Genomic DNA, 14,013 nt, shown 5'->3' with positions numbered 1-14,013 from the left:
TTTTTAGACTGTAGGTATTGTTCCTCCGTCGATGACGAAATTTGTTCCTGTTAAGTATTTAGCTCTCGGTGAAACTAAAAAGCCAACCAATTCTGCGACTTCTTCCGGTTCGGCGGGTCTGCCATAAGGTATTCCACCCAATGCATGCATGACACTTTGCTGAGCTTCTTCTACAGTACTATTTGCATTTCTTGCGATCTCGCCCAACCAGGCTATCGATGCTGTTGTATTTATCCATCCCGGCGAAACAGTCAGCACGCGGACACCTTTAGGCGCAACTTCATTTGATAAGCTTTTACTGTAATTGATTAATCCTGCTTTTGAAGCCGCGTACGGCAACGTAGAATCATATAGCGGCAATTTGCCCTGGATGGAAGCGATGTGAATAATTACACCACTTTTCCGATCGATCATTTGCGGTAAAAATCCTCTGTCAAGCCTGACGGGAGCAAGTAAATTTGCTTGTAAGGTTGATATCCAATCCTCATCATTCAATGCTGAAAAGCCACCGGCGGGTGTTGATGAACCACCAAGGTTGTTAACCAGGATATCCAGCCTGCCATAGGTTGACAGCACTTCGCTGATTACTTTTTGCGACTCTTCTGGCTTGCTTAGGTCTGCAGGAACAAAATAAAGGTCTGCATCGGACTGTTCGGGTTTGTTCCTCGCGGTAATGACTACTGTTGCACCAGCGGCCTTTAAGCGTTCTGCGATTGCTCTGCCAGCCCCCTTGGTTCCACCTGTTACTAAAGCTATCTTACCGGATAATTCGTTGCTGTAGTTGAATTGCTGTTCCATGTGTTTTTTTGTTTGTAGTGCAAATCTCGATAGTATGCGGGAAGCAAACAATTACGGGCTTACGAATCAGATACGGACAAATTTATCCGTATTGACCGTTCATCGGGGGTGATGTATATTTGTAACTATGTACATTAAAAAGACTACTCCGACGCTCAATTGTGGACTTGACCTGGTTGGTGAAGTATTGTATGGAAAATGGAAGATCCGTATTCTTTGGTTCATCCATATAGGCAACTTACGGCCAAGTGAACTTCAGCGGAAAATTCCGGATGTAACCAGACGGGTGTTGAATGTGCAACTGAAGGAACTTGAAGATCATGAATTGATCACTAAAAAGATCTTTCCGGTTTTGCCTCCAAAGGTAGAATACAGTCTTACTGAATTTGGCGAAACACTCATTCCGTTGATTCAATTCATTGGTCTTTGGGGCGACGAACATGAGGAGCGGCTACGTAGGGTCATTTTGCAGCACAATGCTGGGGCATCGATTACAGAAAATTAGTTTCATCGCTTTAACTGTTTCAAAGACAAACCTGACTATAACAAAGATGTATACATCTTAATTTAGTTCGCCACATATTTTGACACGGGCGGTAACTCCCGTTCCCTTTCGACAATTGTCGGTTTATTGTAGACCTTGAAAGGAAATTTTAAAAAAATAGTCAAACCATGATTATTTTCGATCGAAAAAGTCCCTTCCAGTTGTTTAATCAATCCTTCCAAAAGTGTGATCCCAAGTGTATTTGAAGTTGTGGGATTGAAATCTTTGGGCAATCCTACACCGTCATCGCTGATTTTTATCTCTATGAAGGCTCCTACGTGTTTAACAAGGACATTGATATGGCCCCGTTGATGATCAGGAAATGCATATTTCAATGCGTTGGTCACAGTTTCATTTAAGATGATGCCTACAGGTACCACCTGGGAAACATCGAGGGTGATCTCATCGATCTCACACGTTATCGCGACCTTGTTCATGCTGTGATTTAAAGAACTGTTCAATGAGTGAACTAATTTTTTAATATATAATGAAAGATTGATCTCCGTCGTGTTATCCGTCTTATATAATTGATCATGTATCAACGCGATCGCATGCACGCGGTTCTGGCTTTCCAGTATCGCTTCCTGTGCTTTCTCATTCTTTACATATTCTGATTGTGTATCCAGCAGGCTCATAACGATCTGCAGATTATTTTTTACACGGTGGTTCACTTCTTTGAGTAGCAGGTCTTTTTCCCCAATGAGCTGATTCTTGTCCGATACCAGATGCTGTAAAGAAATATTTTGCTGGTCAATCTCAGATTTCTGAAGCAACAAAAGCGCATTGCTGCGTTGTTTTAACCTGTAACGGCTATAAATAAGTGCAATAATGATCAGTAATAACACAATTCCGCCAATGGTCACCTTATGGAGAAGTTGGTTACGTTTCAATTTAATATCACTTATCAGTGCTTCCCTGGTAAGCGAGTCTATATGCCTGTTTTTTTCCAGTGTCTCATTTTCAATATGAAGTAGGGAGATCTGATAGTTTTTGGCGATATTATCAATTGAATCTTTAATCTCCTTTTCTTTAAGAAAGTGCTTCATAGCAGACTTCGTATCTCCTTGTAATGACACCAGCTTATAATAACGGTATTCGGCCGTTCTGATACCCGCTGCATAATTTAGTTTGTGCGCCATGGTGGCATACAGCTCCGTATAGCGGTAAGCTTGTTTCACCTGTCCTATCTCCGAATAATAGGCGGCGAGGGAGTTATAGGCGTTCATGCGTTCTGTGACGTTCTCACTGGAGATTGCCTTTAACAGACTTGTTACGTCCTGTACATATTTTTCAGCATCTCCGAAGCGTTCTGCATAGACCAGATTATTTAAAAGCTCCACTGTTACCGATAATTTTTCCGGGTTAGTAACAGCCCGGTTTTTCATTTCTTCGAGTAGTGCTAAAGCTTTAGAGAGTTCGCCCGTGCGGGTGTATGCTAATGCCAGTATTGAAGACCCGGCATCCATAAAGCTCCGGTCGTTGTAACGCTTTGCCAGCCTTAATGCATCAACGGCATATGGAATCGCCTTGTTATAGTCCTCCAGTTTAATATAAGTAGACGCGATAAGATGGTTAATTAAACTGACCTGTAACGTTGTATCGTTGACTTCTTTGGCTGTCTCAATCGCCAACATATTATATTTTAAGGAATTGCTATAATCGCCTAAATCATACGATATCCTCCCGATGTTCCAGTAAATCCCCTCAACAGTTCGGCGACTTACTCCTTTTCCTAAATTTAAGGCTTCGAACAATAGCCTAAGTCCTTCGGTAATTCGATCTGCATTAAATAACAGATCGGCGTTTGCCATTAGCAAAAAGGAGAGCCAAAGAATATTCCCGTTTTTTCTAAATACACTGATAGCCTTGCTCATATATAGGATCCTGTTTTGAAGGGAGACCGGATCAGAAATAGAGTAGTACTGGGCGATAAGGTGATATGATCTTCCCTCCCCATCGCTATTGCTATGCATTTGAGAGAATGTCAGCGCATTTTGAGCAGTCGTCAGACCCGTTTCGCGATCACCTCGATTATAATAAGTTTCTGCACTGAGCAGCATGGCATTAATAATTCCAAAATGATAGTCGAGCCGGCGACTTAGTGCTGCAGCCTGTGTTGCGAACGAGACAGCTGAATCAATGTCTTTCTCGTCCTGGGTAGGTTTTTGAAGCATTAAATGTCCCAGGGCCAGTTGCACCTGGACCTTAGTCGTATCATTGGCACTTTTTGCCAGTTTTTGCCTTAATTCCGACAAAGGTAATTCATCCAGATTGCTGGTTTGTGCCAGTGATGAATTTGTAAATAGAATCAAGAAAATGACCAATAATGCGTTTCTCATAATTTGTTTGCTTCGAAATGGCAAAAACTTCTACACCGCATATAACGGCAATTGAGGTCCAAACTCTAAGTTATACAAAACTACAATACCTGCTCAAAATAACCCTAAAGGAATTGAAAGGTCTAGTTGCTGGCAGCAAATGCCTGATAAAGGATTTCGTGTGATTGACTGATTACTAAAACTGAATTGGGGATGTTCTGATGTGCTACCCATGCAATAATATCATCTATCATTCTGCCTAACACAGTTGTAGGAGTAAAGTAGCTAAAACTGGACACTATTTCAAAACCGGTGTAATATTAAAAATCGGGGTTTTACAACTCCGATTTTTTAATTTTGATATGTCCAATAATTTTCTCACTTCTGAAAGTGCCGCACTCTGTGTACGAAATCTCACTTCGGTCTGGTTAAATATACCATCTCCCCAATGGCTGTATTTCTCCATAAATTCATCAAAATATAATATATGTAAATCAATATAGGATTTGATATTCAATAGCTTCCTTACGCGTGTAAAAATTTGTTCTCTTTTCTTATTTCCAACTTTAACCATAGCTTGTTATTGCGGCAATACTCTAGTGTATTATCATTTCGGAATAAGTCTTGACCTGAAAATACGCTGTACTTTTGTCAAAAAAATCCATCTCACGTGATTTGATGTGACATTATTGATAATTCGTCATTTTTATCAGTGACTTTACATCATAAATTATAATTTTTCTGCCTATTGTACCTACAATGTTATCTTTTTTTAACTCCTTTAACATTCTGACTACATTCTCTTCTGTGGTGGCGGTCATACTAGCCAGATCTTTACGGGAAATAGTGATGCAGATATCTCCCGTGTCATATTCAGACGATTTATATTTTTCTCTCAGGACAATCAGTGAGATAGCCAGACGCTCCTTCGCAGAGTGCCGGGCTACGATCGACAAACTGTTTGAAAGGACGTTGTATTCATGGCTAAGTGCCCCTAACAGGTGCCTGGACAAATTAGCAGAAGATTCTATTGCCAGAAGGAAAGCATCTCTTGGAATAAAAGCGATCATACAATCTTCCAGAGCAGCAGCAGAGTCAGGGTAAGTATTGTCCGCCAGAATGGCGTGATATCCAATTAATTCTCCGGCATTTGCCACATATATTATGTGTTCGTTGCCATTTCTGTCTTGCTTGTATTTTTTGACTTTTCCTTCTTTGATATAATAAATGCCAAAAGCGGGATTGTTTTCTCTAAAGATGATCTGTCCCTTCCGGAAATTTTGTGCTACCGCATCTGATAACAATCTCTCCGTTTCATTTGTGGTTAAACTTTCCAGTATTGACCTGGAACGAAAAATCCATTTATCTATCGGGAAGATACCTTTTAAACTCATTTCAACAGAATATAATAAGTGAAAATTGACTTTTATCAACTTTAAAGTTGATTACTTACAAAGTTAGTGAAACTTTAAGTTGATAATTTCGTGTTATGAATATGCAACACTATAAAAGTGCGCTTTATTATACCAATGATCATGAATGGATCAATTTTAAGTATAAACCTGCTATGGTCGGTATTCCCCTCCTTACATGACAACGACAATTTGTTATCTTCCCCGGAATACGCATCAAAAATACAGCCGGTATCAACGCATCGAAAACCATCATGATTATAGATAAAAGAACATTGAAAGAGACCTTTTTAACAAATAATACTTTTGACGAGTTGTATCCACCGACCATACGTAGTTTGTCCCGCTTACATTGGACACCGGTTGAGATAGCTCAAAAAGCCAGCAAATTTTTGGCGGTTACACCTGGCTCGAAAATACTCGATATTGGATCTGGTGTTGGCAAATTCTGTCTGAATGCAGGATATTATCACCCTGATTGTGATTTTTACGGTGTAGAACAAAGAGGTAGTCTGATCACAGTAGCTAATCAGGTTCAACAACAATTAGGAATTACAAACACAACATTCATCCATGCAAATTTCACGCAACTGGATTATTCAAGATTTGATCATTTCTATTATTACAACTCGTTTTACGAAAATCTGATTGATGAAAGCCTGTATATTGATCATAACATTGCTCATTCTGAGAGCTTGTACGACTATTATACAAAATATCTATATAAAATTCTCGAACAAAGACCTGAGGGTACCCGCCTTGTTACATTTCAAAGCTCGTATGAGCGTATTCCGGGAGCATATCGTTTGGTCGAAAGTGATGTGGATATGTTATTTAACTGTTGGATTAAGGCCAGATAATTATATTTTTAAGACGAAAGGACAGTAATCGAACTTTTTGATAGGATATTTGTCCGCCAAATCTGATGACCAGATCATTCGGGTTGTCTTGTGTCTTGAAGCCGCCATACAGGTTTGCATGGAAATAGCCACAACAGATCTTATCAAGTGGCTGAATAGGTGCAGTCCGATGAATGTAGATTCCAAACAATGCAGTAATATCAAATCGGCCAGGATAGCATTACAAAATAGCAATGTATCAAGACCTCAATAAAATGAAATCTGACCAGTGATAGTAGTCCTCATTTTAAATATCGGTTAAATGTTCAGATACCGCGGACAAAAACGAAGTTTTCTGCAAAATCATTTTACCGGCATGTTTACGAATCTTGGAATTGACCTGTCGCTGGCATTACTCCAAATACAGTTTATATATTCGAACTGGAGTAATTAAGAACGGCCATGTTAGTGACATGGCCGTTCTTTTATCATACTACGCCTGCTTCTTGCAGCACTGTACTATATACTTTTAAACCTGCTACCCATGTTTCCACCACCTCGATATTCCGCATATTCATAAATGGGTTCTCCATCGTCAGTGGATCCTGCGCCAGTACGACAAAGTCCGCAAAGTTCCCTGCCTTCAACGACCCAGTCCACTGCTCTGCATAACACTGCCATGCTGCATCGTAGGTAATGGCTCGCAAAGCCTGTTCGTGCGTGATACATTCTGCTCCATTCAATACCCCTGCTTCGTCATCCGCCTCCATTTTCCTTGTGATAGACTGCTCCATCATTCTCAACGGTCCCAGCGGACTTACCGAATTATCGCTATGCAGTGTGATCTTCATACCCAGTTGCAGCGAACTGTTACAGAGATCCAGCATGTTTGATTTTTCCCCAAAGATCGCCTCCTGGAAAGCATACCCCCAGTACCCCACGTGCCCAATCAGGAAACTTGGAGAGACCCCCAGATTTTTCATGTCTATTAGGTTTTGCTGTGTTGTTAGGGAGCAATGCTCTATCCTGTGTCGCACCCCCGCCGAAGGATCAGGAATAAATTCCTTAAATGCGTCAATCGCAAATTGAACTGCACGATCGCCATTCGCATGGATCATCACCGGCCAATTTTTTACCTTTACAATCTCTTGCATCAGCTGTCGGAAATCTTTTGGAGGGATCACCGGCTTTTCATCGTATTTGTCTGCGAAATTGTACACGCCATAGTTGTGAGCAGGATTACATAGATAAGGGTCTGACTGATATCCTGTCAATCCCTGGTTAGAACCATCAGAGATCACTTTCACATGACTCTTGTAGATGTCCTTGTATACGGTTGGCGGAACAGGGAAATCTTTTATTTTACTCAGGTCCTCCATAGAGTTACATACTTCGGCTGCACCGATACGAACAGTCCCCTCGTTCACTGCCAGATATGCTTCCAGTATTTCCTGCTGCCCCTTATTCATTCCCGCATCATGCATAAAGGTTACACCCCTGGAATTGGCAGTATCAAAGATCTGTTTTAAATAGATAAATGATTTCAGGAAAAAGTCTGCTTTCTGTAATGGGGGAATGGCTTTTAATGCTGGGGTCATCTCCGCGCTTTCCTGCAACTGCCCCTTTGTTTTCTCTTTGTAGTCGTCAAAGGAAGAGTAGGTGTTTAACAGGTCGATGTTATCCGGGAAATTCCAGATCAGCCACAGTGCTTTTGTATTTACATACAAGGTATGCATAGATGCTGCGATAATGCACACCGGCGCATCTGTGGTAATGCTGTCCAGCAGGTCGATGTCTATCGTTAACAGCTCTTTATTATTTTTTAATAAAGGCATCAGCGCCGGATCAAGACCTGCCCCCAGGTACCATAACGTAGGATCCAGGCTGGCTAATTTTTTCGCCTCTTTAGCAATATTTTTGCCTAGAGTGGCAATGTTGTAGTCGGGTCTCAGTATCTGGCCGTCAAATGCACTCAGGTCTGCCCAGCCCATTAACATAGCTGTAGGAACGAGGTGAATGTGTGGTTCAATCAGACCGGGCAGCAAGGTCTGGCCTTCTTCCAGTTCCCTGCTGGTATAACCGGGATAGGAGTCCTCCATAAATGCGGCTACTTCCTCTCTGGTGCCCGTCTTTACGACAATACCTTCTGCAAAACCAATAGCGCCTATAGATTCAACGGCGCCATTGATCATAGGGCGGATAATACCGCCGGTGACCATGAATGGTGTTGTTTGCGCTGCTGTTTTAAATGTCTTTTGTTTTGGGAGCTTAGCGAAATTTTCAGGAGTGAAGAGCTCATCTTTCAGGATTTTCAAAATGGGGTTGCTACACGCACAATGCGTGCATCCGTGGTGATGATGGTGTTTCATATGATTTGATTGATTACAGGGTTTGGTTATTCTACTGCGAAAAGCACATGGAGTATAACACGGAATTAGCCTTATTGTTCGCTTGACATTTGCGCTTCTTTCAATTATTCGGGATCCTATAGATCGAAATGATAAATAAGCATCAAAATCCATTTTTTGAAATAATTCAATAAATATGAATAAGAGACGGAAAAAATTGACAGTTAGCAAATTATACGCCACTTACAGGGACACTGGGCTGTTAACGAACCTTGTGGGGAACAGTTGGAGAAGACCTTTGCAGATTTTGCTGTTTTATAGATTCCATTGCAGATCACGGAACTCGATATTTCTGTTTATCCGAAAAAAGCATGAAGCCCACGCAAGGCGTGCGAATGACTATGATACCAGTTTTACAAAGGAGAAGGAAATCGCGCAGGCAGCACAATACCGGTATGCTTTGAAATATTCCGTAAGTACAAAGCATTACTGACTGGTGTGATTTTCTGGAATATATCAGACAGGCATAGCTGGTTAGACGATTTTCCCGTGAGGGGCAGAAAGGATTATCCTTTGTTGTTCGAATTGCACGCCTTTTTTTATTCGTTTACAACGGTTTATGTAAGATAAAATTGATATATTTGCGCCCTATATTGCCGATAATCTCATATTAATGCAACATCCCTACCTGAAAACAGTCTTTAAAAGCTTCTTATCCTTTGTTACTATTTATGTTTTTTCCCTTTCACCTGCATATGCTCAAATGCGACAGATGTACCTGGATGCTGATGAAGATAACAATATTAAGAAGGTGAGTTTTTATTCTCCGAATGAGGGATTTGTGGCCTTTTCGAATTGGATCGGCTATACTACAGACAGTGGCCGGACATATACCAAGAAGTTTATTACAGTCAGGAACGTCGATTACGGCAGCTATACGAACATCAATATAACTTTTGGGTTTGGTATCGGGGGCGTGAAAGCCTTCGACAAGAACACCCTTATCGTATATGGAGATTATGGGCTGGTACCATCTATTTTATATTCTGTTGATGGCGGAAATTCTTTTAAGCTGGTATTCCATTCACAGTATAATCCTTTACAACTGAGTACCGGGATAAAGGATATTGTTTTTCCTCAAAATGGTAATATTGGCTATGCTGTCGATGCCGACCGTATTCTGAAGACGACAGATAAAGGGATTAACTGGTCAGTGCAGACAGTGATGTCTGGCAGCTATTTTGACCATATCGAGGCCGTTGATAACAATAACATCATTACAATAAGTACCAACTATTATACAAACAAGTTATTAAAGACCAGCAATGGAGGAACTTCCTGGCAGCAAATGACATTGCCTCGAACGGGCATTCTGACCTATGCGTATTTTCTGGACGCCAACGTCGGGTGGTTAAGCATGTATAGCGGGGCATACCGCTACTTTTATAAAACAACAAATGGGGGCCAGCAATGGACACTTCAGAACGACGTTGAAGCAACTCCCTTCAATTGTTATAAGATGCGGTTTACCGATGCCAATACCGGCTATGCGCTGGTAGCGCCTTACCAGGTTTATAAAACAACAAACAGCGGCGTAACCTGGGAACCGCTCTCAAGGGAAAATAATTTCACTTATCTCGGTTATTCCCATAATGATCTGCAGTGTCTTTCCTCAACACAGTTGTGGGCAGGAGGGGATCATGGGTATCTGGAAATGACGACAAACGGAGGAGGTACTCCAATAGCCGCTTATTTTAAAACAGACACAACCGGAATGTATATTGCTGGCAATATTCGCCTGTTAAATTTTTCCCATACGGGATCTCAATATCAGTGGCTGGTTAATGGATCTGTGGTAAGCACCAGTTATAACGCACTCTATACACATGACATTAGCAGGTATGTTGATACAGTGCAATTAATCGTCTCTGCCGGAGGAGTCTCCGACACCCTCACAAAATACCCGCGGTTTAACGCATTGGAATCTCCCCAAGTCTCCTCCTATTATCCAAAATCGGGTAGTAAAGGCACATTCGTAACGATATCAGGTTCAAAATTCTCTAACGTATCTGGTGTTTCGTTTGGTGGTATACCTGCAGCTTCCTTTACTGTGTTATCAGATAAAGAGATTACAGCTGTCGTTGCCGGCGGTGGTACCGGAGCCATCACATTTAAGCAGCTTTATAGCAACATTAAGGTCGGTGAATTCACGTATAATCCACCACCAGTTTCACCGCCTCCGGTAATTAAGACCGTCAGTCCCTCTGCGGGCATGATAGGCTCCACGGTAACAATCACCGGTAGTGGCTTTAGTTCAACCGCTTCCCAAAACCAGGTGTTCTTCGGAACTGTTCCGGCACAGCTACAGACAGTCTCCTCCGGACAAATCGTATGTACCGTGCCTGTTGGCGCTAGTTTAGGAACTATTCAGGTGCTTAATAAGGACAATGGTCTTTTGGGAGAATCTTATTCTCCTTTCAATGTGCCGTTTGCTGACAGCACGGAGAATTTTACACTTAACTCTTTTAACGAAGGTCTTATTCTAAATAAAGGCAGAGGAATTCCCATGCGTGTGCAAGGCAGAGATATCGACGGAGATGGAAAACCTGATCTGGTTTTAAATATGAGCATGGGGCAGGGTGATTCGCTGGCTGTTTACCGTAATACAACGAAAGGAAGGTGGCTTTCCTTTGCACCGAGAGTGAATGTTGGTTATGTTTATTTCCCTACAGATGCTGGTTTTGATATAAACGACCTGGACGGCGACGGCCGCCCTGACGTCGTGATGCCAACGAATGAAGCGTTGGTAAAGGTACTCAGGAATACGAGCAGTCCGGGCCTTATTTCGTTTGACAAGGAATATCTGGTTCCTGCCGAAAGAGGTACTCAGGAAGCGGTCATTGCTGATCTCGACAACGACGGAAAGAATGATATTGCGGTGACGTCATTTGAAGATTATCGCATATGTGTAATGAGGAATACGAGCGTGTTGGGCTCCCTCTCTTTTGGTGTTACACAAAATTTCGATGCCTCAGAGACAGTAGTAGGGATCGCTGCCGGCGATCTGGACGGCGACGGGTTGAAAGATATTATCGCCTATCCTCACTATAGCAAAAATCCTGGTATTCTGTTGTATCGGAATACCAGTATCAGAGGGAATATTTCTCTCGATTCCTATGTTAGAATAAGCGTGCCGGGCGTCAGTTTTTCGGCCAGCTTTATTACAATCGTGGATTTCGATATGGACGGCAAATCAGATATCGTTATTTGCAATGACGATAACATATCCATACTTCATAATAACAGTACTTCGGGACACCTTTCCTTTTCACCCCCTGTTTCCATGTATTTGCCAGGTAGCAATGGACATGGCGGATGTGTGTCAAATTTTAGCGGAAGTATGAAACCGGATGTAATGTCAACAGCTAACGCATTGCCTCGTCAATTCGTCATGGGAAAGAATACTTCCTTGCCTGGTAGTCCTCAACTGGCTGGTCTCGTATACGGACCTAGCTACAACTCGACCCATATGTTTGCTTATTCATTTGGAGCTGCGGATTTTGACGGAGATGGCAAGCCTGATCTGGCTGCATCGACCCTTAGCGATTACCAGCAAGTTGTTGTGTATAAAAATAATGTCGGTGTTCCGATAATCACTCCTATGTGTACCAGTAGGGAAGGAGGTAACACGCTGGTGTCCGATATCAGCGGAACGGCATATCAATGGCAGCAGGATGCGGGCAGTGGGTTTGCCAATGTTGTTAAAAGTGCAAACCTGTCCGGCGAAACGACAAACACCCTGCAATTGGATAGTACACCTGTATCCTGGAATGGCTATAAATACCGGTGCGTAGTCGATGGACGTTACAGCAGCACCTTTGCACTGCAACTAAATTATACCACTAGTCCTGGCGTAATCGTTACAGCTACTGATACCACTTTCTGTCTTGGAACAAATGTAACCTTTGCCGCAACTGATTCTACCGGCTATAAACATGATTATCGTTGGCAGTGGCAGATTAATGGTAAGAACACCGGTTACTTTCTGGACGATACGCGTACCTTCAATATACTGGAGGATCTGGACCAGGTGCGGGTGATTCTCTCGTATAATGATATTTGCGGCCTCCAACATAGCGATACCAGCAGTACCATAACCGTACATGTAAACGGCGATACGGCTTCTGTGCAGATAAGCGCGTCTGACCTAACTGCCTGTCTGGGAACACCTGTCACATTTACAGCAACGCCTGTGAATCCGGGCAGCCTACCGGTATATGACTGGAGGATAAATAATATATCCCAGGGAGTTAGTACTGCGACATTTACCAGCTCAAGCCTGAGAAAAAATGACTATGTACATGTATTGATGAAAAGCGCTGCCACTTGTGCATATCCAAACCCTGCAAAGAGTAACCTTCTTACAATGGCGCTAAAGGATACGATTGCTCCGTCTGTTAGCATATGGACCCTAAACCGTACAGTTTGTAACGGAACTGAGGTTTCGTTTCTGGCAATTCCGGAAAATGCCGGCCCGGTGAACAACTATCAGTGGATGGTGAACGGTATTGCTACAGGCACGAACGCAAATGTCTTCCGCAGTTCGATGCTACAGGACAAGGACGTCGTTCAATGTGTGCTTACCAGCCCTTCTGTTTGCCGTCGTCAGCCTCAGGCAACCAGCGGTATAATTATAATGAACGTAAGCACACCTGATATCAGGATTTCAGGGGATACAGTAGTTATTGGAGGTATGAAGAGCCAGTTGACAGCTATCACCTCCTATTGGGATACGGATCTACAGTATCAATGGCAGGATAGTACCCATTTGCATGGTTGGAAGGACATTAGTGATGCTGTTGGGACTGTGATAAAGTATGCTCCAGTTAAAAGCGGGGACAAGGTCAGATGTTTGGGCAAGACCGATGCCGGTTGCATATTTACCAGCTATCCAGTTTCCATGAGGATTAGTGTGCCTACGGCTACGCCTGAAACGCCTTCAGTCAGTATGGGTTACCGCTGGTATCCCAATCCTGTGAGCTCAACGCTCTATATCCAGGACGAAAACCGACTTGACTGGGTTTCTACAATTACTGTTTTCAGCACTTTAGGTATAAAGGTAATGGTGATGAACAATGCCGATAGAAAGGAAAAGATCGCCCTCAATGTATCAGCCTTACCAAGCGGTGTGTATTTTGTGGAAACGAAAAGGAAATCAGGTAAAACGAGACATTTTGAGTTTCTGAAGATACAGTAGTTGTCTTTACCTGGTGTTAACTGGAAACATCGAAGGGGATGTGTTTTGAAGCGTTTGCTATGTTTATCAGTTTCGGGGAGTCGACATGTGCTAATAGATCTTTTAGTCAAATATGAGCTGGATCAGGAATGACAGACGCTGCACAATTATGGTAACAAAGAGGAGGCTGGGGAAAAGATACAGCTTAGCGATGCGGTGATAACAACCAAAGCCGACTTTGCTCGTTATGCGGTAAATTGAATCGATCGGGGATCTGGATGATGGAAATTATATGCCAGTCCTTGACGGATATTATGAACCGGCAGAAAGGCTAAAGACAGTTTCCAGCTGATAAAATTATTTAGGTTGGGGATTTTAGGTGTTACATGGTCTTAAAAAGCAAAAGGTCGGAGATAGAGCGGATTTTATATTTTCTGTGCCCGGTAGCGGAATAAAATCGAACACAGTTTATCAATTATTTATCAATATTTTAATCATATTTTCCATAATAGGACGGA

The 14,013-nt window shown here is 42.3% G+C and carries 7 protein-coding genes; 3 read left to right on the top strand and 4 right to left on the bottom strand.

All coding sequences use genetic code 11. The annotated features are described in order from the left end of the window. Positions 1–3 precede the first annotated feature (3 nt). Positions 4–798 (bottom strand): SDR family oxidoreductase, encoded by a 795-nt coding sequence (locus CPIN_RS21045; protein ID WP_012791860.1) that lies wholly within the window; start codon positions 796–798, stop codon positions 4–6. Positions 799–925: 127 nt separating this feature from the next. Between CPIN_RS21045 and CPIN_RS21040 the strand changes: the two genes are divergently transcribed. Continuing rightward, complete coding sequence (locus tag CPIN_RS21040) at positions 926–1,303, top strand: winged helix-turn-helix transcriptional regulator (protein WP_012791859.1); 378 nt, start codon at positions 926–928, stop codon at positions 1,301–1,303. A 62-nt stretch (positions 1,304–1,365) separates the two neighbouring features. Here CPIN_RS21040 and CPIN_RS21035 read toward each other — a convergent pair whose 3' ends face one another. Together CPIN_RS21035 and CPIN_RS21025 are read right to left on the bottom strand one after the other, a co-directional pair. Next, on the bottom strand, positions 1,366–3,681 hold the full coding sequence (locus CPIN_RS21035) for a histidine kinase dimerization/phosphoacceptor domain -containing protein (RefSeq protein ID WP_012791858.1): 2,316 nt from the start codon (positions 3,679–3,681) through the stop codon (positions 1,366–1,368). A gap of 665 nt (positions 3,682–4,346) precedes the next feature. Continuing rightward, on the bottom strand, positions 4,347–5,054 hold the full coding sequence (locus CPIN_RS21025) for a Crp/Fnr family transcriptional regulator (RefSeq protein WP_044219333.1): 708 nt from the start codon (positions 5,052–5,054) through the stop codon (positions 4,347–4,349). A gap of 272 nt (positions 5,055–5,326) precedes the next feature. Between CPIN_RS21025 and CPIN_RS21020 the strand changes: the two genes are divergently transcribed. Continuing rightward, on the top strand, positions 5,327–5,932 hold the full coding sequence (locus CPIN_RS21020) for a methyltransferase domain-containing protein (protein WP_012791854.1): 606 nt from the start codon (positions 5,327–5,329) through the stop codon (positions 5,930–5,932). 467 nt (positions 5,933–6,399) lie between these two features. Here CPIN_RS21020 and CPIN_RS21015 read toward each other — a convergent pair whose 3' ends face one another. Next, positions 6,400–8,280 carry an amidohydrolase gene (locus tag CPIN_RS21015; RefSeq protein WP_012791853.1) on the bottom strand — a complete coding sequence of 627 codons (1,881 nt, stop codon included), beginning with the start codon at positions 8,278–8,280 and terminating at the stop codon, positions 6,400–6,402. Positions 8,281–8,932: 652 nt separating this feature from the next. Between CPIN_RS21015 and CPIN_RS21005 the strand changes: the two genes are divergently transcribed. Beyond that, positions 8,933–13,516 (top strand): FG-GAP-like repeat-containing protein, encoded by a 4,584-nt coding sequence (locus CPIN_RS21005; protein ID WP_012791852.1) that lies wholly within the window; start codon positions 8,933–8,935, stop codon positions 13,514–13,516. Positions 13,517–14,013: the final 497 nt, after the last annotated feature.

The organism is Chitinophaga pinensis DSM 2588 (genome assembly GCF_000024005.1).
In the GTDB taxonomy this organism is placed as follows: domain Bacteria; phylum Bacteroidota; class Bacteroidia; order Chitinophagales; family Chitinophagaceae; genus Chitinophaga; species Chitinophaga pinensis.
The sequence above is the reverse complement of the archived record's forward strand: the minus strand, read 5'-3'. Positions and strand labels throughout refer to the sequence as shown.